Origin of the sequence: Novosphingobium rhizosphaerae (assembly GCF_050920675.1) — a bacterium.
Lineage (GTDB): Bacteria > Pseudomonadota > Alphaproteobacteria > Sphingomonadales > Sphingomonadaceae > Novosphingobium > Novosphingobium rhizosphaerae.
Genome location: NZ_CP137861.1, coordinates 655,570 through 677,189, shown reverse-complemented (window position 1 = coordinate 677,189; position 21,620 = coordinate 655,570). Strand labels below are relative to the sequence as shown.

At 67.0% G+C, this 21,620-nt stretch carries 22 protein-coding genes and 1 pseudogene; 13 read left to right on the top strand and 10 right to left on the bottom strand.

Annotation, left to right across the window (positions count from 1 at the left end; genetic code table 11):
• The first annotated feature begins 46 nt into the window (after nucleotides 1–46).
• From argB to R9J51_RS03115, 6 genes are all read left to right on the top strand, one after another.
• Entirely contained in the window at nucleotides 47–961 is a 915-nt protein-coding gene (argB, locus tag R9J51_RS03140) for an acetylglutamate kinase (protein ID WP_168555632.1), read from the top strand.
• A 56-nt stretch (nucleotides 962–1,017) separates the two neighbouring features.
• Nucleotides 1,018–1,626, top strand: a complete 609-nt coding sequence (locus tag R9J51_RS03135) for a hypothetical protein (RefSeq protein WP_179505849.1) — start codon at nucleotides 1,018–1,020, stop codon at nucleotides 1,624–1,626.
• Between the two features lie 140 nt (nucleotides 1,627–1,766).
• Nucleotides 1,767–2,060 (top strand): YggT family protein, encoded by a 294-nt coding sequence (locus R9J51_RS03130; RefSeq protein ID WP_168555630.1) that lies wholly within the window; start codon nucleotides 1,767–1,769, stop codon nucleotides 2,058–2,060.
• A 4-nt stretch (nucleotides 2,061–2,064) separates the two neighbouring features.
• On the top strand, nucleotides 2,065–2,958 hold the full coding sequence (gene folD, locus R9J51_RS03125; RefSeq protein WP_179505848.1) for a bifunctional methylenetetrahydrofolate dehydrogenase/methenyltetrahydrofolate cyclohydrolase FolD: 894 nt from the start codon (nucleotides 2,065–2,067) through the stop codon (nucleotides 2,956–2,958).
• A gap of 63 nt (nucleotides 2,959–3,021) precedes the next feature.
• A complete protein-coding gene (locus tag R9J51_RS03120) occupies nucleotides 3,022–3,786 on the top strand; it encodes a hypothetical protein (protein ID WP_179505847.1) in 765 nt (254 codons plus the stop codon).
• A gap of 1 nt (nucleotide 3,787) precedes the next feature.
• Nucleotides 3,788–4,408 carry a MarC family protein gene (locus tag R9J51_RS03115; protein WP_168555627.1) on the top strand — a complete coding sequence of 207 codons (621 nt, stop codon included), beginning with the start codon at nucleotides 3,788–3,790 and terminating at the stop codon, nucleotides 4,406–4,408.
• 4 nt (nucleotides 4,409–4,412) lie between these two features.
• Here R9J51_RS03115 and thiS read toward each other — a convergent pair.
• Nucleotides 4,413–5,422 (bottom strand): annotated as a pseudogene (gene thiS / locus R9J51_RS03110) (sulfur carrier protein ThiS).
• A 40-nt stretch (nucleotides 5,423–5,462) separates the two neighbouring features.
• Nucleotides 5,463–5,837 (bottom strand): MerC domain-containing protein, encoded by a 375-nt coding sequence (locus R9J51_RS03105; protein WP_168555625.1) that lies wholly within the window; start codon nucleotides 5,835–5,837, stop codon nucleotides 5,463–5,465.
• A 120-nt stretch (nucleotides 5,838–5,957) separates the two neighbouring features.
• Between R9J51_RS03105 and R9J51_RS03100 the strand changes: the two genes are divergently transcribed.
• The 3 genes from R9J51_RS03100 to rpsI all read left to right on the top strand — a co-directional run bounded on the left by R9J51_RS03100 (nucleotide 5,958) and on the right by rpsI (nucleotide 8,184).
• Nucleotides 5,958–7,007 (top strand): COX15/CtaA family protein, encoded by a 1,050-nt coding sequence (locus tag R9J51_RS03100; protein WP_179505846.1) that lies wholly within the window; start codon nucleotides 5,958–5,960, stop codon nucleotides 7,005–7,007.
• Between the two features lie 149 nt (nucleotides 7,008–7,156).
• Nucleotides 7,157–7,636 (top strand): 50S ribosomal protein L13, encoded by a 480-nt coding sequence (gene rplM, locus R9J51_RS03095; RefSeq protein ID WP_168555623.1) that lies wholly within the window; start codon nucleotides 7,157–7,159, stop codon nucleotides 7,634–7,636.
• A 2-nt stretch (nucleotides 7,637–7,638) separates the two neighbouring features.
• Nucleotides 7,639–8,184: a 30S ribosomal protein S9 gene (gene rpsI / locus R9J51_RS03090; RefSeq protein WP_179505845.1), complete on the top strand. Its 546-nt coding sequence runs from the start codon at nucleotides 7,639–7,641 to the stop codon at nucleotides 8,182–8,184.
• Nucleotides 8,185–8,652: 468 nt separating this feature from the next.
• On the opposite strand, the gene R9J51_RS03085 is transcribed toward rpsI, so the two are convergent.
• The 5 genes from R9J51_RS03085 to coaBC all read right to left on the bottom strand — a co-directional run bounded on the left by R9J51_RS03085 (nucleotide 8,653) and on the right by coaBC (nucleotide 14,155).
• Nucleotides 8,653–9,741, bottom strand: a complete 1,089-nt coding sequence (locus tag R9J51_RS03085) for a helix-turn-helix transcriptional regulator (protein ID WP_179505844.1) — start codon at nucleotides 9,739–9,741, stop codon at nucleotides 8,653–8,655.
• An 86-nt stretch (nucleotides 9,742–9,827) separates the two neighbouring features.
• Entirely contained in the window at nucleotides 9,828–11,132 is a 1,305-nt protein-coding gene (locus tag R9J51_RS03080; RefSeq protein ID WP_179505843.1) for an ammonium transporter, read from the bottom strand.
• A gap of 147 nt (nucleotides 11,133–11,279) precedes the next feature.
• Nucleotides 11,280–12,413 carry an aminotransferase class I/II-fold pyridoxal phosphate-dependent enzyme gene (locus tag R9J51_RS03075; RefSeq protein ID WP_179505842.1) on the bottom strand — a complete coding sequence of 378 codons (1,134 nt, stop codon included), beginning with the start codon at nucleotides 12,411–12,413 and terminating at the stop codon, nucleotides 11,280–11,282.
• Nucleotides 12,414–12,422: 9 nt separating this feature from the next.
• A complete protein-coding gene (dut, locus tag R9J51_RS03070) occupies nucleotides 12,423–12,902 on the bottom strand; it encodes a dUTP diphosphatase (protein ID WP_179505841.1) in 480 nt (159 codons plus the stop codon).
• Nucleotides 12,899–14,155, bottom strand: coding sequence for a bifunctional phosphopantothenoylcysteine decarboxylase/phosphopantothenate--cysteine ligase CoaBC (gene coaBC / locus R9J51_RS03065; protein WP_179505840.1), 1,257 nt, complete (start codon nucleotides 14,153–14,155; stop codon nucleotides 12,899–12,901). Before coaBC ends, dut begins: the two co-directional genes overlap by 4 nt.
• Before the next feature lie 151 nt (nucleotides 14,156–14,306).
• Here coaBC and R9J51_RS03060 point away from each other — a divergent pair, with 151 nt between their 5' ends.
• Together R9J51_RS03060 and R9J51_RS03055 are read left to right on the top strand one after the other, a co-directional pair.
• Entirely contained in the window at nucleotides 14,307–14,723 is a 417-nt protein-coding gene (locus R9J51_RS03060) for a hypothetical protein (protein WP_169475755.1), read from the top strand.
• A gap of 107 nt (nucleotides 14,724–14,830) precedes the next feature.
• Nucleotides 14,831–15,133, top strand: a complete 303-nt coding sequence (locus R9J51_RS03055; RefSeq protein WP_432787802.1) for a hypothetical protein — start codon at nucleotides 14,831–14,833, stop codon at nucleotides 15,131–15,133.
• 144 nt (nucleotides 15,134–15,277) lie between these two features.
• Here the strand turns inward: R9J51_RS03055 and R9J51_RS03050 are convergent, their stop codons facing one another.
• The 3 genes from R9J51_RS03050 to R9J51_RS03040 are packed head-to-tail and all read right to left on the bottom strand — an operon-like array spanning nucleotide 15,278 to nucleotide 18,754.
• On the bottom strand, nucleotides 15,278–16,402 hold the full coding sequence (locus R9J51_RS03050) for an acyltransferase family protein (RefSeq protein ID WP_349237484.1): 1,125 nt from the start codon (nucleotides 16,400–16,402) through the stop codon (nucleotides 15,278–15,280).
• Entirely contained in the window at nucleotides 16,399–18,003 is a 1,605-nt protein-coding gene (gene ubiB, locus R9J51_RS03045; protein ID WP_179505839.1) for a 2-polyprenylphenol 6-hydroxylase, read from the bottom strand. Before ubiB ends, R9J51_RS03050 begins: the two co-directional genes overlap by 4 nt.
• Before the next feature lie 13 nt (nucleotides 18,004–18,016).
• Nucleotides 18,017–18,754: a class I SAM-dependent methyltransferase gene (locus R9J51_RS03040; RefSeq protein ID WP_168555613.1), complete on the bottom strand. Its 738-nt coding sequence runs from the start codon at nucleotides 18,752–18,754 to the stop codon at nucleotides 18,017–18,019.
• A gap of 60 nt (nucleotides 18,755–18,814) precedes the next feature.
• Here R9J51_RS03040 and mutM point away from each other — a divergent pair, with 60 nt between their 5' ends.
• Nucleotides 18,815–19,627 carry a bifunctional DNA-formamidopyrimidine glycosylase/DNA-(apurinic or apyrimidinic site) lyase gene (gene mutM / locus R9J51_RS03035; protein ID WP_179505838.1) on the top strand — a complete coding sequence of 271 codons (813 nt, stop codon included), beginning with the start codon at nucleotides 18,815–18,817 and terminating at the stop codon, nucleotides 19,625–19,627.
• Nucleotides 19,628–19,760: 133 nt separating this feature from the next.
• A complete protein-coding gene (locus R9J51_RS03030) occupies nucleotides 19,761–21,545 on the top strand; it encodes a diguanylate cyclase (RefSeq protein WP_179505837.1) in 1,785 nt (594 codons plus the stop codon).
• Nucleotides 21,546–21,620 lie beyond the last annotated feature (75 nt).

The following is a 21,620-nucleotide window of genomic DNA, read 5'->3' as shown; positions in this document are numbered from 1 at the left end:
ATTATTCACTTCAAATTCGCGGCAAGGGGTCTAAGGCGCCGCCATCATGGCCACGAACATCGATCAGACCGACTCCTATCGCACCAGCATGCTCGCCAAGGCGGAAACGCTGACCGAGGCGCTGCCCTATCTCCAGCGCTATGCCGGCAAGACTTTCGTGGTCAAGTATGGCGGCCATGCCATGGGCGATCCCGATGCCGCGCACGATTTTGCGCAGGACATCGTGCTCTTGAAGGCCGTGGGCGTGAACCCGGTGGTGGTGCACGGCGGTGGGCCGCAGATCGGCGCCATGCTGAAAAAGCTGGGCGTGGAATCGCGCTTCGTCGATGGCCTGCGCGTGACCGACGCGGCCACGGCCGAAGTGGCCGAGATGGTCCTGTCGGGCAAGATCAACAAGGAACTGGTGAGCTGGATCGCGGCGGCCGGGGGCAAGGCTATCGGCATCTCGGGCAAGGACGCGGGGCTGGTGACGGCCACCAAGGTGGAACGCACCACCAAGGACCCGGAAAGCAACATCGAGCGCGTGGTGGACCTGGGCTTCGTGGGCGAACCGACCGAGATCGACCCCACGATCATCCACACCGCCAGCGCCGCTGGTTTCATCCCGGTGATAGCGCCGATCGGCGTGGGCAAGGATGGGCATACCTACAATATCAACGCCGATACCATGGCCGGCGCGATCGCGGCCAAGCTCGGCGCCTCGCGCCTGTTCCTGCTGACCGACGTGCCCGGCGTGCTCGACAAGGACAAGCGCCTGCTCACCGACCTGACGCCGCAGGACATCGCCGGGCTGACCGCCGATGGCACGATCAGCGGCGGCATGATTCCCAAGCTGGAAACCTGCGTCCACGCGGTGGAAGCCGGGTGCGAGGCGGCCGTCGTGCTTGATGGCCGGGTGCCGCACGCCATGCTGCTGGAAATCTTCACCGCGCGCGGCGCGGGCACGCTGATCCACCGCTAAGCGCCGGGCTTGCTGGCGCAATGGAACGAAAGGCGCGGTCACGCGTGGTTAGCGGCATGATCCGCTTCTGCCTCGCCACCGCGCTCGCCTCTGCCGTTGCCATCAATGTCGCGGGGTGTGATCGGCGGCCCGATCCTGCGCCGCGGGCTTCGGCCACCCCGCTCGACAGCGCGGAAATGACGCCGCCGCCCTGGATCGTCGCGCCGTCCGATTTGCCGAGCGAAGACAGCGCCCCCGATGCTGCGTCCAAGCCCGCGCCCGCCCCCGCGGCGGACGCGACGACGGCAACGCCCAACCCCGCCTATGCCGCCGCGCTCAATGCCCGGCGCGATCCCGGCAAGGTTCTGGCCGCCTGGGGAACGGCCGTGGAGGCGCGCGACTGGGCCTCGGTTCGGGCGTTCTGGGGTGATCATGGCAAGGCCAGCGGGCTGGATCCCAGGGCCTTTGCCGCACGCTGGAGCCATCTGGTGCAGCCGCGCGTGACGATCCAGCCCGGCGATTCCGAAGGCGCGGCCGGCTCCATCTATTACACCGCGCCCGTCACCATCATCGACGGCGCGCGCCGCCTGAACGGGGAAGTCGTGCTGCGCCGCGTGAACGACGTGCCCGGCGCAAGCGCGGAACAGCTGCGCTGGCATATCGAGAGCACCACCCTAGCCCCGTGACTGACGCCGTGACTGGCGCGGTGATCCGCGCCGGCTGGCCGGTGACCGAAATCTTGCGCAAGGAAGCGGCGTTGACCCGATTGCCCTAAGCCCCAAGCCTGGGCTAAAGCGCAGCACCGCCGCCGCGAGAGGAACTGTCCGTGCTGCTCTATACCCTTGTCCAGATGATCGATTACCTGATCAGCGTTGTCAGCATGGTCGTGATCGTGCAGTTCGTGATGAGCCTGCTGATCAGCTTCAACGTGATCAACACCAGCAATAACGCGGTGGTTGCGATCTGGCGGGCGCTCAATGCCATTCTCGATCCGCTGCTGTCGCCGATCCGCCGCTTCATGCCCAACACCGGCGGCATCGATTTCTCGCCGATGGTGCTGATCGTGCTGCTGCGGCTGCTGTCCATCCTGCTCAACGGCCTGGCTGCTTCGGGGTATTGATTTCATGACTGCTGACGTGATCGATGGAAAGGCCTTTGCGGCCGGCTTGCGCGCGCGCATCGCCACTCTTGCTGCCGCATTCGAAGCGCAGGCCGGGCGCCGCGCGGGCCTCGCCGTGGTACTGGTGGGGGAAGACCCGGCCAGCCAGGTCTATGTCCGATCCAAGGGCAAGAGCACGGTGGAAGCCGGCATGGCGAGCTTTGAACACAAGCTGCCTGCCGATACCGACGAAGCCACGCTGCTGGCGCTGGTCGAACAGCTCAACGCCGATCCCGCCGTCGATGGCATCCTGGTGCAATTGCCGCTGCCGCGCCATCTCGACGAGCAGACGGTGATCGCCACGATCAACCCGGACAAGGACGTGGACGGCTTCCACGTCACCAACGCCGGGCGCCTTGCCGTGGGGCAGGCGGGTTTCGTGCCCTGCACGCCGCTCGGCTGCCTGATGCTGCTGCAGGACAAGCTGGGCGATCTCGCTGGCCTCGATGCTGTGGTCGTTGGCCGCTCCAACATCGTGGGAAAGCCGATGGCCGCCCTCCTGTTGGCGCAAAGCTGCACGGTCACGATCGCGCACAGCAAGACCAAGAACCTGCCCGACGTGGTGCGCCGCGCCGATATCGTGGTGGCCGCCGTGGGCCGGCCGGAAATGATCAAGGGCGATTGGATCAAGCCCGGCGCCACCGTGATCGACGTGGGCATCAACCGTGTTCCGGCCGCGCAGGAAGGCAAGACGCGGCTGGTCGGCGATGTCGCCTATGACGAAGCTAGTGCCATTGCCGGGGCGATCACTCCGGTGCCCGGCGGCGTTGGCCCGATGACCATTGCCGTGCTGCTGCGCAACACGCTGGTCGCGGCCTATCGCAACGCCGGAATCGACCTGGCCGAAGGCGCGATCTGACGTAACATTTCAGGGTCAAGTGCTTGCTTGGCCCGCACGCCGCCATCCGATAGAACCGGCGCCATGCTGCTTCGTGCTTCTGGCGCCGTTCTTGCGCTTGCCCTGTGCTTCCCTTGCCCCGTCCTGGCCCAGCCGGCCGGCGGGCGGGTGCGCGTGATCGCCAATCCCAGCGCGTTGATCGGTGCCGATATCGCCATGGCCCAGGCCATGCGCGCCAAGGGCCCGCACGAAGGCTTGGCGGCCAGCATGGCCGAAGGGGCCGAGGTGGTGGTGCCGCCGCGCCAGGCGGCCGAGCCGCTGTTGCGCCGCAAGGAAGGCCCACCGCTCCACCCGCACCAGCCCGATGCCGCCTGGATCGCCTGTGATGGCAGCTATGGCCTGACCCGCGGCCGCTGGACGGCAACGCCGGGCGGTGGCGGCTGGTACGCCACGGTGTGGCAGCGCCATCCCAAGAAGGGCCAGTACCAATGGCGCCTGACGCTGGAAGGCATGGCAGCCGATCTGCCCGAAGCGCCCGAATTCCTGGTTGGCGTGGTGGCCGATTGCCCGGCCCGGCCAGGGCCGGATGGCGGGGAGGGCCGTGCCGAACCCAAGCCCGCCAAGAATGCGCCGATCGTCCAGCGTCCGCTGGCCGGCCCGGTGCCGGCCGACGACGCGCCCACCGGGTCAGACAGCCGCTTGGGCCAATCCAATGACGGCACCCTGGCCTGGCGCAGCACGGTGCTGCCCGATGGCAGCCGCCGTTTCCGCGCATGGCAGTGGAAGGACGGCGCCATGGCCGAGATTGTCCATCTCGACGCGCCGCCGCATCCGGGCCAAGGGGGCTGACATGCTGCAACTGTTCCTGTCCGCCTTCACCACGCTGTTCCTGGTGATCGATCCGCCCGGCTGCGCGCCGATCTATGCCGGGCTCACCACCCATGCCACTGCGCGTCAGGCGGCGCAGATGGCACTGCGCGCCTGTCTCATCGCCACCGGCATCCTGGTGGTCTTTGCCCTGTTTGGCGAAGACCTGCTGGGCGCGCTGCATATCGAACTGGCCAGCTTCCGCATTGCCGGGGGCATCATGCTGTTCCTCATCGCGCTCGACATGGTGTTCGAAAAGCGCACCGAGCGGCGCGAGGAACGCGCTGAAAAGGTGCGCAACGCCCAGCCCCACGTGGAAGACGTTTCGGTTTTCCCGATGGCCATGCCGATGCTGGCCGGGCCAGGCTCGATCGCCTCGATCATGCTGCTTACCGCGCGCGCCCATGGCACCGAGGAAACCGCCGTGGTCCTCGCTGCGCTGGGCGTGGTCATGGTGCTGAGCTTCGTTGCCCTGGTTGCCGCGCGCCCGATCATCCGCGTGCTGGGCGAACAGGTGGAAGCGGTGGTCACCCGCCTGCTGGGCGTGCTGCTGGCTGCGCTGGCCGCGCAATTCGTGATCGACGGCCTGCGCACCCAGTTCTGACGCGTCAGATCAGGCCGGCCAGCGGGCTGGAGGGGTCGGCATAGCGGCGCGTGGCCATGCGCCCGGCGAGATAGGCATCACGCCCGGCCTCGACGGCGGCCTTCATCGCGCGGGCCATGCGGATCGGGTCCTTCGCTTCGGCAATGGCGGTGTTCATCAGCACGCCGTCGCAGCCCAGTTCCATGGCCACGGCCGCATCGCTCGCCGTGCCCACCCCGGCATCGACCAGCACGGGCACCTTGGCCCCTTCCACGATCAGGCGGATCATCACCTTGTTCTGGATGCCCAGGCCCGAACCGATCGGCGCGCCCAAGGGCATGATCGCCACCGCGCCCGCTTCTTCCAGCTGGCGCGCGGCGATCGGATCGTCGGCGCAATAGACCATCGGCAGGAAACCTTCCTTGGCCAGCACTTCGGTGGCGCGCAGGGTTTCGCGCATGTCCGGATAGAGCGTGCGCGCCTCGCCCAGCACTTCCAGCTTGACCAGATCCCAACCGCCGGCCTCGCGCGCCAGGCGCAAGGTGCGGATGGCGTCTTCGGCGGTGAAGCACCCGGCCGTGTTGGGCAGGTAGGTGACCTTCCTAGGGTCGATATAGTCGGTCAGCATCGGCGCCTTCGGGTCCGACACATTGACGCGGCGCACCGCCACCGTCACGATTTCCGCGCCGGAAGCGGCCAGGGCAGCGGCGTTCTGGGCGAAATCCTTGTACTTGCCGGTGCCCACGATCAGGCGTGAGCGGAACGTGCGGCCGGCAACCGTCCAGGTGTCTTGGGCAACCGGGGCATCGACTTCGCCGCCGCCGACGAAATGGACGATTTCCAGCACGTCGCCATCGGCGAGCGGGACCTGGGCGAGCGTGGAACGCGGCACGATATCGCCGTTGCGTTCCACCGCGACCTTGGCCGGATCGAGTTCGAGTTGGCGCACCAGATCGGCAATGCTGCCGGGGCAACACGGCGCGGTTCACCATTGAGCGTGAGCGACAGGGTCGAGCTTTGCGGGTTCGTGGCCATGGTAGCGTGCTTTAACGGCCGCATTGCATGGTGCAAGGCTTCAGCAGGCGTTACGCCGCATGTTGACGACATGGGCCGTGGCCACGAGCAGCACGCCGCCGATGGTCAGCACGGATTCGGCCGCCCCATGGCCAACCAGCACGGCAGCGGTCATCAGCGAAAGGCCGGCCACGCCCAGGGCAAGGGGCAGGCGGTGGCCATGGCGCAATGCGCCCATGCCGATCGTTGCCGCACTGATCACGATGGCCAGGACCAGGCCAACATGGTGGATTTCAGGATTGAGCAGCACCCCGCCGCCCAGACCCAGGACGCCGACCAGGAACAGCCCGGCCAGGCAATGGATCATGCACAGGCCGGAAAGGAGCACGCCGAAACGGTCGAGTCGGCTGCGCAAGGCAAGGAAGGCCTGGTTCATGGCCGCCCATATATGTAACGTTGTATCATCGTTCAAGGCTTTTGCGCGGCCGGGCTGCAAAACCGGCTTCCCCCAAATGCCACTTGCGCGCCCGCGCGCGCAGACGCAGAAGTCGCGCGCATGACGGCTTCCAAACCTGCACCGCTGCTCCTGGTCCGCTGGCTTATCGTGGTGGCCGCCATGATCGTGGCGATCGTGGTGGTCGGCGGCATTACCCGGCTGACCGAATCGGGCGTGTCGATCACCGAGTGGAACGTGGTTTCGGGCGCCTTGCCGCCGCTCACCCACGCGCAGTGGCAGGCGCAGTTCGACGCCTATCGCCAGACGCCGCAGTATATCCTGGTCAATGGCCCGGCCGGGATGACGCTGGCGACCTACAAGTTCATCTTCTTCTGGGAATGGGTGCACCGCCTGCTGGCGCGCACCATCGGCCTGGCCTTTGCCGCGCCGCTGGCCTGGTTCTGGGTGCGTGGGCAGATCCCTGCCGGCTACAAGCCGCGCCTGCTGGCGCTCCTGGCGCTGGGCGCGTTGCAAGGCGCGGTGGGCTGGTGGATGGTCAAGTCTGGCATCGTGCATGATGTGAAAGTCAGCCATTATCGCCTGGCCACGCACCTGGCCGTGGCGCTGTTCACCCTGGCCGGGATCGTCTGGACATTGTTGGACTTGCGCGCCCTGGCCGCTGGCCGAGGCCGGGCGCGGCTGACCGGCCTTGGCGCGCTGGCGCTGGGGATGCTGGCGCTGCAACTGGTCTATGGCGCGTTCCTGGCGGGCCTGCGCGCCGGCGTGGTGGCCGGGGCAGGGTGGTTTTCGTGGGACGCCTGGCCGCTGATGCAGGGCAAGTTCTTTCCCGATGGCGTGGAATGGGCGCGGGGCGCCCTGGCCACGCTGACCAGCGATCCCTATCTCGTGCACTTCCTGCACCGCTGGTGGGCCTGGGCTGTGGTGGCCGTGCTGGTGGTGATGGCGCGCAAGCTGCGCCGGGCGGGACAACGGCCCGCCTCGGTTGCGATCCACATCGCTTTTGGCACGCAAGTCCTGCTGGGCATTGCCACGGTCTATAGCGGGGTTTCGCTGTGGCTCGCCGTGCTCCACCAGTTGTGCGGTGCGTTGCTGCTGGTGTGCACGGTCTGGGGTGCGCATGGCCTGGGACGGGGCGGCAAATCGGCCTGAAAACCGAGAAGGTATTATTTTACCTCTCCGCAAAGGCGCGGTTTGCTTGACTCCTGAGGCTGTTTGCAACAAAGGCGCGGTTCTTCACCCGTTTGTACCAGGTCTGGTGCGAGGCGCGGGTAACCCAACATCCAGGGAACCGAACAGCCATGAAGGCTCTCAGCAAGGTCACCCGGTCGATCAAGCCGGCCGAGGTGGAAAAGAACTGGCATCTTATCGATGCCGAAGGCCTGGTGGTCGGCCGTCTCGCCGTCATCATCGCCAACCATCTGCGCGGCAAGCACAAGCCCAGCTTCACCCCCCACGTCGATTGCGGCGATCACGTTGTCGTGATCAACGCCGACAAGGTGCGCCTCACGGGCAACAAGCTCAAGGCCAAAACCTATTACAAGCACACCGGCTATGCCGGCGGCATCAAGGAAGTCACCGCGGACAAGGTCCTGGGTGGTCGCTTCCCCGAACGCGTGCTGGAAAAGGCCGTTGAGCGCATGATCCCCCGTGGTCCGCTCGGCCGTGCGCAGATGCGCGCGCTGCACCTCTATGCCGGTACCGAACACCCGCATGGTGGCACCCAGCCGGTGGCGCTCGACGTCGCCTCGATGAACCGCAAGAACAAGGTGGGTGCCTGATCATGGCCGATAACGACACCGTCTCGAGCCTGGCCGACCTCAAGAACCTGACGTCTGCCGCTCCTGTTGCCGCCGCTGCTGCCGAACCCGCCGCCGAAGGCGACGCGCCGGTTGCGCCTGCTGCCCCGACCATGCCGCTGCGCGATCGCGAAGTCGATTCGTTCGGCCGCGCCTATGCTACCGGCCGCCGCAAGGACGCCGTGGCCCGCGTGTGGCTCAAGCCCGGCAGCGGCAAGATCGTGGTCAACGGCCGTGATCAGGAAGTGTACTTTGCCCGTCCGACCCTGCGCCTGGTGATCAACCAGCCGTTCCAGGTGGCCGGCCGCGAAGGCCAGTACGACATCATCGCCACCGTCAAGGGCGGCGGTCTGTCGGGCCAGGCCGGCGCCGTGAAGCACGGCATCGCCCAGGCGCTGACCCGCTTCGAACCCGCGCTGCGTGGCGCCGTCAAGGCCGCCGGCTTCCTGACCCGCGACTCGCGCGTTGTGGAACGCAAGAAGTACGGCCGCGCCAAGGCTCGCCGCAGCTTCCAGTTCTCGAAGCGCTAATCGCGTTTCGGCTGGCAGTTCTCGAAGCGCTGATCTTTCAGTCCGCTTCGGCAACGAACGCATCAAGGGCTGGCCTTCGGGCCGGCCCTTTTTGTTTGCGCGTAGAGCGCGATGACAAAAAGTGGGGACCGGGTTTTGTCAAAAAATCGCGCGAACACAAAAATCTAGGGCATGAGGGTGTTTCGATGAAACGTCGTCATGCCCTAGGCGGCGTGGACAAATTCCGCAACGCCACGGTTGTCCTTTAAAAGGCCCTGGGGAGGCGCGAGGACGAAGCAAGAGTGGGCCTCTTGTAAGGCCGAGCAACGCTGCCAGGGCCTTTTAAAGGACAACCCTGCGGGGCTGGACCAAAAACCGCCATTTCTGCGTCGGCTCGTCGCACAATATTCCCGATATTGCGCTTCCTCGCCTCCTTGAACTGGCGGTTTTTGCCTCCAGCCGTGGCGTTGCGGAATTTGTCCACGCCGCCTAGGCCGCCGGATCGAGCGGGCCGGCCAGCGAGGCCAGCAGCACGGCCAGTTCGGTCTGCCGGGTCACCCCGGTCTTGGCAAAGACATGCTTGAGCTGGGTGCGCACGGTGGCTGGCGAGGCGGTGTGGCGGCTGGCGATTTCCGTCGGTGACAGGCCCTGGGCCACGGCGCGGGCCACGCGTGCTTCTGCCGGGGTCAGATCGAACAGCGCGCGGATCAGATCGGCGCCGGGCACGCTGGGGTTGCCGGCCCCCGCCAGGATCACCACCGCGCCGGCGCTGTCGAACGCATCACGGGCAAGGCCGTGCATGGGCACGAGGTGCAGGGCGTGGCGCGCCGCACCCTGGGCGTCGCGCAGCGGCAGCGAGCAGCCCGCGCGGCGTTCGCGCAACCGCGCCAGCGCCACCCGCAACTGCGCATCGCAGCCGGGATGCACTGCGTGCAGCACGCCTGCGCGCTGCGCCAGCAGGCTGTCCATCGCCGCGGCAAAGCGCGGGTTCATTGCCTCGATCCGGCCGGCTGGGTCGATCACGCCGGCGGCCACGCTGACCAGGTCCAGCGCGTTCACCGCCGCTTCTACCCGCTGCATGCGCAATTGCGCGCTCAAGGCCAAGGCGCGGGCAAGGTGCGGGCGCAAGGCGTCGAGCCGGCGCGCCGCCTGGCGCGACGCCTCGTGGCCGGCAAACCCTTCCAGGGCCAGGATCAGGCCATCTTCTCCCGCACCCTGGATCACGGTGGCTGCGCCTGCATCCATGCCATGGGGAACGAGGAATTCGCTGTAGATCGGCAAGGACACGAGCTCGTCGGCGCTGTGCACGTCGCTGTCGGTGAGAAAGCCGGGGTGGTCGCCGCGCGCCAGCAACCGGCTCACCCGGGTGTTCTGCGCATTGTAACCCAGCCGATCGAATTCCACGGTGAGCGCCTGCACGCTTTCGGTGGAAGTCATCGCCAGGCCTTGCGGGCCAAAGCGGATCAGGTTGCTGCCGCGCGCGCCCGCCTGGTCCGCCAGGGTCTGCAATACCCCAGCCCAGCGCTCGGGCACGGCGGCCGCCTCATAGATGTCGCCTATCAGTCCCGCATCGAACATGCCCGCCTGCCCACCTGTTCCCCACGCCAATGCTATCGCACTTTGTCGCGGACGAACAAGCGGATGTGGCGCCGTGTTGACGCGATTCAGTCAAATTCCCACGCACGCTCGCCGTGGGATGCAAGGTCGAGTCCTTCGCGCTCGTCATCCTCGTTCACCCGCATCGGCCAGATCCGGGCAAGGCCAAGCGCCAGCACCAGCGTGGCCAGCGCCGACCACAGCGCCACCACGCCCACGCCGAGCGCCTGGGCGAGGATCTGGCGCCCCATGTCCATGCCGGGGGCATAGCCGGCGCCGCCAAGGCTCGGGGCCAAAAATGGCGCCAGCAGCAGCGAGCCGATCATGCCACCCACGCCGTGGACGGCAAAGACATCGAGCGAATCGTCCACCTTGCAGCGGTGCTTGACCAGCAGGATCATGGGATAGCACACGCAGGCTGCGGCCAGGCCGAACAGCAGCGCTGCGCCCGGCGCGATCATTCCCGCCGCGGGCGTCACCGTGGCAAGGCCGCCCACCGCGCCGGTGGCAAAGCCCACGCTGGTGGGCTTGCCCACCGTCAGCCGCTCGATCAGCAGCCAGGCCATCGCCGCGGCGCAGGCGGCGATATGGGTGTTGAGAATGGCCGCCGTGGCCCCGGCATTGCCGGCCAGTGCCGACCCGCCGTTGAAGCCGAACCAGCCCACCCACAGCAGCGCCGCGCCAGCCATGGTCAGTGCGGGCGCGTGGGGCAGCATCAGCGTCTTGGGAAAACCCTGCCGCGCGCCCAGCAGGATCGCCACGACCAGCGCGGAAACCCCGGCGGTGGTGTGCACCACGATGCCGCCGGCAAAATCCAGCGTGCCGAGCCGCGTGGCAAGCCAGCCGCCGCCCCAGATCCAGTGCGCCGCGGGGGCATAGACCATAAGGCCCCAGGCCGCGCAGAATGCCAGGACCCACGAAAACCTTGCACGATCCACCCAGGCGCCGACCATCAGCGCGGGCGTGATTGCGGCAAAGCACATCTGGAACAGCGCAAATGTGTTTTCGGGAATGGCAAGGCCGGCACGCAGGGGTGCCAGATGGCCGAGCATGACCGGTCCGAGACCACCCACCAGGCCGCTACCCACCGGGCCGAACGCCAGGGCATAGCCGCAGACCAGCCACAGCAGCGAGGCGACAGCCGCGATCGCGCCCACCTGGACCAGCACCGAAAGGAAGTTCCTGGTGCGCACCAGGCCGCCGTAGAACAGGCCGAGGCCCGGCATGCACATCAGCAGCACGAGCGCCGAGGAAACCATGATCCACACCGTGTCGGCGCCGTTCGTCCCCGGGACCGGGCCGGCGGCGGCGTGGACGATGGTTGGTGCGGCCAAGCCGGCAAGCGCCAGCGGCCACGCGGCACGAGCGCGCATGACATTCTCTCCCGTTGTGCGGCGCCCACGCAAGAAGGCGGCCGCCACACCCTGATCCCTGGGGCAGGCCCCTAGGGCAGGCCAGGCGGGAAAGGCAAGCGTTAGTGGTGCATCACGCGCAACAAATGGTGTCTAACAAGCACCAGATCAGAACGTTCGTTGTTCCAGATAGGCGCGCAAGGCAGCGATGCTTTCCGGCACGTCGCTGCGGCCAAAACCGATGCGGAACCGATCGGCGGGCACGGGGCCCAGATCGGAATGATAGATGCCCGAGGGCAGCAACAGCACCCCGGCCTTGTCGACCAGGTCTTCGCAGAAGGCATCCACCGTGCCCGGCCCAAGCCAGCGCGGATAGCCCACGCAGCCACCGTCCGATCGTGTCCATTCGAACAAGTGCGGATAATCGGCAAAGAATGCATCGAGCACGTCGAGATTGGCGCGCACGAGAGCATTGTTGCGCCCGATGATGCGATCGGCGGCGCGCAGGGCGATGATCCCCAGCGCCTCGCTGGGCGCGGAATTGCAGATCGACAGGTAGTGCTTCATCCGCTCCATGCGCGAAAGCACGCCCGCGTCCTGGCAAGCGATCCAGCCGATGCGCAGGCCGGGCAGGCCATAGGCCTTGGACAGCACATTGAGCGATAGGCCGCGCTCATAGATATCGGCCACTTGTGGCAGGTGCCGTGCCGGATCGGGGCCGAGCAGGCGATAGACCTCGTCGCTGAAGATCCAGATGCCATGGCGCCGGCACAAGTTCACCAATCCATCGAGCGTGGCGCGATCGGGGATGGAGCCGGTGGGATTGTGGGGAAAGTTGATCGAGACCAGCTTGGTATTGGGCTGGATCGCCGCAGCCACGCGATCGAGATCGAGCCGCCAGCCGTTTTCGGGATCGAGCGGCACGCCGGTGACCGCACAGAGCGAGAGCGGCACGGTTTCGGCCGCCTGGTAATTGGGCGTGATCACGATGGCGTGATCGTCCTTGCCCAGCAGCACGTGGTAGGCGACGTAGATCCCTTCTTCCGCGCCGGCAAAGCACAGCACGTTATCGGGGATCATCGCGTCATAGGTGCTGGCAATCTCGGCGCGCAAAGCCGGGGCGCCGAAAGTCTGGGTATAGCCCAGCCATTGCGCATCGAACGCGGCGGCATCGGCAGGATCGGCCATGGCGAGCAGTTCGCGCAAGGTCATGCTCTGCGCGTCGGACGCCGTCAGGTGATGCCGGGCGGCGAATTCCCACTTCGAGAAATACGCCTCCAGACGGAAGTCAGGCAGAGCCATCCTCGCCGCTCAGCTGCCCAGCGCGACGACGCCGCCGGTCGAGCCGAAGCCACCCTGGCCCCGCGCGGTATCGTCGAGTTCGTCAACCTCGAGCCAGGTGCCGTGCACCACCGGCGCCAGCACCAGCTGCGCCACGCGATCGCCGCGACGGATCGAAAAGCTTTCGCTGCCGTGGTTGATCAGGATGATCTTCAATTCGCCGCGATAGTCGCTGTCGATCGTACCAGGGGCATTGGGCACGGAAATGCCGTGCTTGAGCGCCAGACCCGAACGCGGCCGCACCTGGATTTCGAAGCCCGGCGGAATGGCGAGCGCCAAACCGGTGGCCACGGCATGGCGCGCGCCCGGCGCCAGGTCGAGATCCTGCGCGGCCACCACGTCCATGCCGGCGGCGCCATCGGTGGCATAGGCGGGCAGGGGCAGCCCTTCGCCATGGGGCAAGCGCTTGAACAGGATAGGCACCGGGGCAGAATGGGAATGGGCGGTCATGCTGGGAATTCCGTTGGCGGGGTTGATGGGGCAGGTGCCATGGGCGAAAGCGTTTGCGCGATGCGCGCGACAAGCGCCTCGGCCACGTGTTCCTTGGGCATTTCGGGCAGGCTGTCCACGCCGTCGGCGGCAACGATGTGGACAGCGTTGGTGGCCCCGCCCATGACATCGCCGGAAACGTCGTTGGCCACGATCCAATCCGCCCCCTTGCGCGCCCGCTTTGCCACGGCATGGGCGATGACGTCATCGGTTTCCGCGGCAAAGCCCACGACGAGTGCAGGGCGCCGCGGATTGCGGCACAGATTGGCCAGGATATCGGGATTTTCGACCAGGGCGAGCGGGGGCGGCGTGCCGCTGCCGTCCTTCTTCAGCTTGTGCGGGCCGGCATCGGCCGTGCGCCAGTCGGCCACGGCGGCGACCATCACCGCCACGTCGGCCGGCAGCGCCGCCTCTACGGCTGCGGCCATCTCGCGTGCGGTTTCCACGTTCACCCGAACAACACGCGGTGGCGTGGGCAGGGCGACGGGGCCGGCCACCAGCGTCACCCGCGCGCCGGCGCGGGCGGCAGCCTCGGCAATGGCAAAGCCCTGCCGGCCGCTCGACCGGTTGGCGATATAGCGCACCGGATCGATCGGTTCGTGCGTGGGGCCGGCCGTGACCAGCACATGGCGGCCCGCAAGCGGCAGGGCTGCAGCGGCCGGCAGGGGCTGCCGCGGCGCCAGCGCGGCCTCGATCGCTGTCCACACCGCCGCAGGTTCGGGCAGGCGGCCGGGGCCGAATTCGCCGCAGGCCATCGCGCCTTCATCGGGTTCCAGCACGGTGACGCCCGACGCGCGCAAGGTGGCAACGTTGCGCACGGTGGCGGCATGCTGCCACATGCGCACGTTCATCGCCGGCACGGCCATGACCGGCTTGTCGGTTGCGAGCAGCAAGGTGGTGGCCAGGTCATCGGCGATGCCGGCGGCCATGCGCGCCATCAGGTCAGCCGTGGCCGGGCACACCACCACCAGGTCTGCCTGGCGGGACAGCTGGATATGGCCCATTTCCACTTCGTTCTTCAGATCCCACAGCGTTGTGTGCACGGGATTTTCGCTGAGCGCGGCGAGCGTCATCGCGGTTACGAAATGGGCGCCGCCCTCGGTCAGCACGCAGGTGACATCGCCGCCGCCCTTGCGGATCAGGCGGACGAGTTCGCAGGCCTTGTAGGCGGCGATGCCGCCGCCCACGATCAACAGGATGCGCTTTTGTAGCATGGGCGGCTTGTGCCGCCTTGGCCGATGCGGCGCAAGTTTTCCCGCCGGCGATGGTTCAAAACGGCGGAATTGCGTCGTTCAATTTCTTTGCAAGCTGTCCGAAAGTTTGTCAGACTTGCGACAAATAGAACAAGGTCGATGGAGAGACTCGATGCGTGTGGTGTTGGCCGCGCTCGTGCTGATGGCCGGGCTCGTGGATCTGATCATTGTCGGCTCGTTCCTCGTGACGCCGCACGACAGCGCCGAACTCGCGCGCGCGGCGCACGGGCTTTCGATCATCCGCGCGCATTGCACGTCGTTCTTCAGCGTCGCGGCGCTGGCGATGATTGCGGGCGTCCTGTGGCGCAATGGCGATCTGCTGCTGGTGCCGACCTTCATCTTCATCGGCGCGCTGGTGGAACGGCTGGTCAATTTCGTCGCTTTTGGCCCCTATCCCGAATGGTTGCTGCCCATGGCGCTGGACGTGGCGCACATCGCCTTGCTGTTGGCCGCGCGCCGCGCCTTTCGCCAGGCGAACGAGGATGAAGCAGCCGCGCCCGCCACGCCCCACCGCGCGAACCTGGCCTGATCCGCGGTGCCGATCCGCCTGATCCTCACGGCGCTGGTTTTCCTGCTTGGCCTGTTCGACCTGATGATGGCCGCCGCGTTCCTGTTCACGCCCCGGCCGGTGCCGCGATGCTGGGCGTGGGGGCGCCGGGCGCGGCGGGCTGGGCCACCATTCGTGCCGATTTCACCGCGTTCTTTGGCGTTGCCGCGCTGTGCATGATGATTGGCGCCTGGCGCCGCAACGGCGATCTGCTTTTGGTGCCGGGCCTTTTGTTCGGCGTGGCGCTAGCCGGCCGCGCACTGGACCTGGCGCTGGCCGGTGCCTATCCCGGCTGGGCGCAACCCATGGTAGTCGAAGCGCTGCACGTGATCGTGCTGGCGGCTGCCTGGCGCATCCTGCCGCACCACCGCGTGGGGGACTTGGCGGGGTAGGCTGCTGGCAAACCGCAGCGCCCACGCCCTTCGACAAGCTCAGGGCGAACGGGGGTGGGACAATCGGAGGAGAAACGGCGCTTTCAGCCCTATTCCCCGTTCGGGCTGAGCCTTTCTAAGCCCCCGCAGGCAAGTGCTGAGCCGTTAGGCCTGCGCGCCCCTGCTACCCCAGCGGCCGGCAAAGCGCAGGATCGCGCGCTGGGCAGGGCGTTCGATCCAGCGGTGGGAGGCAAAGCCGGCGGCGACCGCGGCGGCCAGGAAGAAGATGAGGAACGCCGGCTCGCGCGCAATGGCCCGGCTGCCCAGCGTGGCGTCGATCAGCAGGACCAGCGCCACCTGCATCGGAAAATGCCAGAGATAGATGCCGTAGGACGCTTCTCCCCACTGCCGCCCGAACGCGAGGGCATCGGTCTTGTCGGCCACGTCTACTGTCAGGGTGGCGAAGAGCACGGCAAACGTGCCGGCCAGGATCGTGGCGTCTTCGGCGTGATAGCGCGTGGCCGCGACCCAGCCTGCCACCGCGCAAGCCAGTGCGCCGCCGGCCAGCACGGGCAGCGGCAGCCAGCCTTTCAACGCGGCGGCATAGATTGCCACGCCCAGGAAGAAATAGCCGATGCAGGTCAGCACCGGCTCGTTCGGCCAGCCCAGGAAGAACAGGCGCAGCACGCCGACCGCCACCGGCAGCGACACCAGCAGTGGCGCGCGGCGCATGGCCGGCAGCAAGACCCAGAACGCCGCATAGGCCAGGATTTCGGTGGAGAGCGACCAGCTTGGCCCGTTGAACGACTGGTTGTGCTGCCAGCCCCAATAGTGCGCCAAGGGAATCGACAGGAGGAAATGCTTCCAGTCCTGCTCGTGATAGATGAACGCGGTGCCGTTGATGCGGGTATAGGCCGCCTGCAGGCCCGCCACGATCACCAGCGTCAGCAGGTGCAGCGGCCAGAGCCGCGCCACCCGGGCCAGCCAGAACCGGCGCATCGCCGTGCTGTCGGCAAAATAGACATGGGCAAAGACAAAGCCCGAGACGGCCCAGAAGTATTGCACCGCCATGTGTCCATAGTCGAACAGCCAGCGCAGCGGCCGATAGAGCGGGATCACCGCTGCGCGATCGACCTGGAAACCATAGCCCACCGGCGGCACGAAGAAGTGCTGGTAATGCCAGAACAGCACGAAGAACGCGGCGATGACCCGCGACAGGTCAAGCGCGTTGAAATGGCGCTTGGCCAGCCGCAGGCCGGGTAAAGGAGCGGGACGGGCGGGCGCGTTCACGGATGGCGATGCCATTCGGATTCGGGCGGGGGCCCGTCATGATGGCCCCAGGCCTGGAGCCCCAGCACCGCAGCGCCGCCCAGCACGGCCGCGAGCAGCAGCCCGGTCCAGCTTGTGCCACGCGGATCGTCGTCACGCCGCTTGCGCTCCCACATCAGGTCGACATGCGGCAGCGGCGGGGCTTCAGGTGCGCCGCCCTTGGGCGGAAAGCGTTCCTCGATCCGGCGGATCAGCGCGGGCACGCGCAGCAGCGTGGCGGTGTCTTCTTGCAGCCGCTCGGCAATCGCGGCTTCGGGGCCCAGCTCGTCGCGGATCCAGTTGCGCACGAAGGGCGCGGCGGTTTCCCACATGTTGATGTCGGGATCGAGCTGTTGGGCGATCCCTTCGACCATCACCATGGTCTTTTGCAGCAGCAGCAGGTGCGGCTGGGTCTGCATGTCGAAATCGCGGGTGATGGCAAACAGCCCGTCGAGCATCTGCCCGACCGACAGGTCTTTCACCGGGCGGCCGCGCATCGGCTCGCCCACTGCGCGCAGGGCCGTGGCGAATTCATCCACCGAGTGATAGCTCGGCACGTATTGCGCCTCGAAATGGATCTCGGCCACGCGCTTGTAGTCGCCCGTGGTCAGGCCATAGAGGATTTCGGCCAGCCATTGCCGCGCCTGGCGGTCGATCCTGCCCATGATGCCGAAATCGATCGCGGTGATCGTGCCATCGGCTTCCACGAACAAGTTGCCCTGGTGCATGTCGGCATGGAAATAGCCGCCGCTGATCGCCTGGGTCAGGAAGGCCAGCACCAGCCGGCTGGCCATTTCCTTGCGATCGTGGCCTGCCGCGTCGATCGCGTCCAGGTTGCTGATCTTGACGCCATCGACCCAGTCGAGCGTCATCACCCGGCCGTTGGTGCGGTCCCAATCGATACCGGGCACGCGATAGCGCGGAAAGGCGTGCATGGCATCGGCCAGTTCCGAAGCGCTGGCGGCTTCGCGGCGCAAGTCCACCTCGCGCGCGGTCCAGCGCTTGAAATTGGCGATGACCAGGCGTGGGCGCAGGCGCCCGGCTTCCCCGCCCAGCGCTTCCAGGTGCGCGGCGGCCCATTCATAGGTCTCGATATCGCGCGCCAGCTTTTCCCGCACGCCGGGGCGCAGCACTTTGACCGCCACCTTGCGCCCGTCGGCCGTCCAGGCCTGGTGCACTTGCGCGATGGAGGCGGCGCCCACCGGCTCTTCATCGAAGCGGGCGAACAGGCTTTCGAGCGGCCGTTCGAAGCTGGTTTCGATTTCGCGGCGGATCAGCGCGAAATCGACCGGGGGCAGCTTGTCCTGCAGCGCCAGCAGATTGCGCGCCGCTTCCTCGCCCACCAGATCGGGCCGGGTGGCCAGTGTCTGCCCCAGCTTGATCGCGGCCGGGCCGATCGCGCGAAACGCGCCGGCATAATCGGGCACGGCGGGCTGGCGCGTGCCGAAGCGGGCGATGCGGCACAGCCGGCGCACGGGCGCCGGGGTCTGCGGGCTTTCTTCCAGCAGGCGCAGCGCGCCATGGCGCGCCAGAATGCGGCCCCAGCCCAGCAGGCGGCGAATATGGGTGGCAGGACGGGTCAACGAATGTGTACTCTCAGACCTTCCAGCCGGAGTGGATCGCCACCAGGCCACCCAGGATCGGCTCCACCTTGGTGTGGCGGAAACCGGCGGCTTTGATCATGCCTTCGAATTCGTCCATCTTGGGAAAGCGGCGGATCGATTCGATCAGGTAGCGATAGGATTCGGCGTCACCGGCAATCGCCTGGCCGATCTTGGGCACCAGCTTGTGCGAATAGGCATCATAGACTTCGGCAAAGCCGGGCCATTGCGTGGTCGAGAATTCCAGGCAGAAGAACCGCCCCCCGAACTTGAGCACGCGGTGCGCCTCGGCCAGGGCCGCGTCGATCCGGGTCACGTTGCGGATGCCAAAGGCGATGGTGTAGGCATCAAAGAAGCGATCGCCGAAAGAAAGCTCCTCGGCATTCTGGCGCGACCAGACCAGGCCATCGATGCCGCGCTCGATGGCGCGCTCGATGCCCACGTCCAGCATGTCCTGATTGATGTCGCTCACCGTGATCGACGCGCCTTCGCGCGCCATGCGGAACGCGATGTCGCCGGTGCCGCCGGCCATGTCGAGAATCTGCTCGCCTTCGCGCGGCTTGACGCGGGCGACGAAGCGATCCTTCCACAGGCGGTGCATGCCCACCGACATCGCGTCGTTCATCACGTCGTACTTTTTGGCGACGCTGGAAAACACCGCGCCGACGCGGGCAGTCTTTTCCTCAGGGGTGACGTCCTCGTAACCGAAGGACACGCTTTCCGGGCTGGTCATGGTTCAGGGCCTTTAAAGAGGAATTGCCGCAGGCGCAAAGCATGATAGCAGAGCGGCACGATGCCCGAACTACCAGAGGTTGAAACCACCGTTCGCGGCCTGGCGAGCATACTCGAGGGCCAGACGATCACCCGCGTGGCCGTGCGCCGCGCCGACTTGCGCCGCCCGTTCCCGCCAGACCTGGGCCAGGCGCTGACCGGTGCACACGTGACGGGCCTGTCGCGCCGCGCCAAGTATGGCCTGATCCACACCGACCGTGCCCGAACCATGGTGTTTCACCTGGGCATGTCGGGCCGCTGGCGAATCGATCCCGAAGAGATCGCCAAGCACGATCACCTCGTGCTGGAAACCGGCAACGGGCATGTGCTGGCGCTCAACGATGCGCGCCGCTTCGGTTCGGTCGATCTGGTTGACGACGATGCGCTCGATGCCTGGCCGCCGTTCGCCGCGCTCGGGCCCGAACCGCTGGGGCCGGGGCTCACGGCGCAGCACCTGGCGCGCGCCTTTGCCGGCCGCATCGCCGCGATCAAGCTCATGCTGCTCGACCAGCGGATCGTGGCGGGCCTTGGCAACATCTATGTGTGCGAAGCGCTGCACCGCGCGCGCATCCATCCCGAGCGGGAAGCCGGCACCGTTTCGCTGGCCGCGCTCAAGCGGCTGGTGCCCGAGATTCGCGCCGTGCTGGAAGAATCGATTGCCGCGGGCGGTTCCACCTTGCGCGACTATGCCCGGCCCGATGGCGAGCTGGGCTATTTCGCCAAGGACTGGCGGGTCTACGGCCGCGAGGGCGATCCCTGCGCCTGCGGCCGGCCGGTGGCGCGCGTGGTGCAGGGCGGGCGCTCCACGTTTTTCTGCCCGGTATGTCAAAAGTGAACCCGCACAGAGCGATTTCTCTTTAGCGCCTAATCTGTTAAGCAGGCGATCGGGGTCGCACGGGTAGGTTCTATTGGTCGGGTCGCTTTCTCATCGCATTTCGCTGCTTTGCGCCGCGCTGGCCGGGTTGATCATGATTCTGGCTGGCGCGCTGCTGGCCGTGACGCTGCAGATGCATGACAACCTGCGGTGGGTGGATCATTCGTCGCGCGTGCTGCGTACGGCCAACCATGCGCTGGCCAGCCTGCGCGCCGCAGAATCCGGCCAACGCGGCTATACGCTCACCCACAATCCCGAATTCGCCAGCGCCGTGCTGCCAGCGATCGACACGGCGCGCCGCGATGCGGCCGACCTGGTGGCGCTGACCACCGACAATTTCGAGCAGCACGAGCGGGCGCGCCAGTTGCAGGTGCTGGTCAACGCACGCGCCGATACGCTGGCAACGGTCTATCGCCTGGCTCGCAGCGGCGCGTTCGATCGAGCTTTGGATTCTACGGCCAGCGGCCGCGGGCTGGCCATGATGCAACTGGTAGAAGCCAAGGTGAACGACCTGCTGCTCGACGAGCGAGCGCTTGCTGCCGATCGCATGGCCGAGGTGGAAAGCCTGCTGCGCACGATTCGCTGGCTGGTCGTGCTGGGCACGCCGCTTACCCTCATGATGCTGGCGCTGGTTGCGCGCTCGCTGATCCTGCGCATCCGGCGGCCCGTGGGGGAAATGCTGGCGGTGATGGGCGAACTCGGCGCGGGCCACCGCGAGGCGCGCATTACCGGGGAAATGGGATCGAGCGAGTTCACGCGCCTGGCCGGCGGCTACAACGCCATGGCCGACGAACTGCAACGCGCGGTGGCCAGCCAAGCCGAGGCTGGCGAAAATCTCAAGGCCGCCAACGCGGCGCTGAGCCACAACGCTGAAACCCTGCGCGAACGGGGCGAAGTGATCGAGATTCTGGGCGGCATGGCGCACCGCATGCAGGCCGCCCGCACCGACGAGGAATTGGCGGCGATCATCCGCGTCTTCGTGCCGCGTGTGCTGCCGCATATTCCCGGCGTGCTGTTCGTGCACAACAATTCGCGCAACCTGCTGATTCCCACGGCCACCTGGGGCGGGGTGGAGGCCGGGCAGGCATTCGGGCAAGCCGGCTTTGCGCCAGAGGAATGCTGGGCCCTGCGCCGCGGGCAAAGCCATTACGTGGACGAGCCGGGCTCGGACATCGTTTGCCCCCACGTGGGCCAGCAATCCGATCACTACCATTGCGAGCCTCTGCTCGCCGGTGGTGAAGTGATCGGCGTGCTCTATCTCATGGGCACGATCGGCACCGAAAGCCGGTTTCGCCTGGCCGTGCTGAGCGAAAACATCGCCTCGGCATTGGTCAACCACCGCCTGCAGCGCGGCCTGCGCGAACAGACCATCCGCGATCCGCTGACCGGCCTGTTCAACCGTCGCTATCTGGAAGAGACGCTGGCCCTGGAAATGGCCCGCGCCTCGCGGTCGAGCGCGCCACTGACCGTGGTGATGTGCGATATCGACCACTTCAAGCGCTTCAACGACGAATTCGGCCATGATGCCGGCGACCAGGTGCTGCAAACCGTGGCCGGCGAATTGCGCCGCCGGTTCCGCGATGGCGACGTGGTCTGCCGCTTTGGCGGAGAGGAGTTCGTGGTGATCGCGCCGGCCACCGAAGTTTCGGTCCTGCGCGCCCGCGTGGAAGAAGTGCGCGTGGCGGTCAGCCTGTTGACCGTGCGTCAGGGCGAGCGGGCGCTGGGCTCGGTGACGATGTCGTTCGGTCTGGCCAGTTGGGCCCCAGGCATGGACCGCGAAGGCACCGCCCTGCTCAAGGCGGCCGACGCCGCGCTCTACGCCGCCAAGCGCGAAGGCCGCAACCGCGTGATGATCGACCCGCAAGCGCTGGCGGCGTGAGGGTAGCGGCGCGAGGTTCGGTTTTCAGGAGCGGAATGCAATAGCTCGATGGCGCCGAGTGGCGGATCAATCTTG

Bases quoted from the DNA above. Each gene is read 5' to 3' on its own strand.
- R9J51_RS03060 (WP_169475755.1), top strand. From the start codon at position 14,307: ATGCGTGTGGTGTTGGCCGCGCTCGTGCTGATGGCCGGGCTCGTGGAT.
- R9J51_RS03075 (WP_179505842.1), bottom strand. From the start codon at position 12,413: ATGGCTCTGCCTGACTTCCGTCTGGAGGCGTATTTCTCGAAGTGGGAA.
- R9J51_RS03100 (WP_179505846.1), top strand. From the start codon at position 5,958: ATGACGGCTTCCAAACCTGCACCGCTGCTCCTGGTCCGCTGGCTTATC.
- R9J51_RS03080 (WP_179505843.1), bottom strand. From the start codon at position 11,132: ATGCGCGCTCGTGCCGCGTGGCCGCTGGCGCTTGCCGGCTTGGCCGCA.
- R9J51_RS03085 (WP_179505844.1), bottom strand. From the start codon at position 9,741: ATGTTCGATGCGGGACTGATAGGCGACATCTATGAGGCGGCCGCCGTG.
- R9J51_RS03030 (WP_179505837.1), top strand. From the start codon at position 19,761: ATGATTCTGGCTGGCGCGCTGCTGGCCGTGACGCTGCAGATGCATGAC.
- rpsI (WP_179505845.1), top strand. From the start codon at position 7,639: ATGGCCGATAACGACACCGTCTCGAGCCTGGCCGACCTCAAGAACCTG.
- R9J51_RS03055 (WP_432787802.1), top strand. From the start codon at position 14,831: ATGCTGGGCGTGGGGGCGCCGGGCGCGGCGGGCTGGGCCACCATTCGT.
- R9J51_RS03135 (WP_179505849.1), top strand. From the start codon at position 1,018: ATGATCCGCTTCTGCCTCGCCACCGCGCTCGCCTCTGCCGTTGCCATC.
- R9J51_RS03040 (WP_168555613.1), bottom strand. From the start codon at position 18,754: ATGACCAGCCCGGAAAGCGTGTCCTTCGGTTACGAGGACGTCACCCCT.
- coaBC (WP_179505840.1), bottom strand. From the start codon at position 14,155: ATGCTACAAAAGCGCATCCTGTTGATCGTGGGCGGCGGCATCGCCGCC.
- R9J51_RS03115 (WP_168555627.1), top strand. From the start codon at position 3,788: ATGCTGCAACTGTTCCTGTCCGCCTTCACCACGCTGTTCCTGGTGATC.
- R9J51_RS03120 (WP_179505847.1), top strand. From the start codon at position 3,022: ATGCTGCTTCGTGCTTCTGGCGCCGTTCTTGCGCTTGCCCTGTGCTTC.
- mutM (WP_179505838.1), top strand. From the start codon at position 18,815: ATGCCCGAACTACCAGAGGTTGAAACCACCGTTCGCGGCCTGGCGAGC.
- rplM (WP_168555623.1), top strand. From the start codon at position 7,157: ATGAAGGCTCTCAGCAAGGTCACCCGGTCGATCAAGCCGGCCGAGGTG.
- argB (WP_168555632.1), top strand. From the start codon at position 47: ATGGCCACGAACATCGATCAGACCGACTCCTATCGCACCAGCATGCTC.
- R9J51_RS03105 (WP_168555625.1), bottom strand. From the start codon at position 5,837: ATGAACCAGGCCTTCCTTGCCTTGCGCAGCCGACTCGACCGTTTCGGC.
- dut (WP_179505841.1), bottom strand. From the start codon at position 12,902: ATGACCGCCCATTCCCATTCTGCCCCGGTGCCTATCCTGTTCAAGCGC.
- folD (WP_179505848.1), top strand. From the start codon at position 2,065: ATGACTGCTGACGTGATCGATGGAAAGGCCTTTGCGGCCGGCTTGCGC.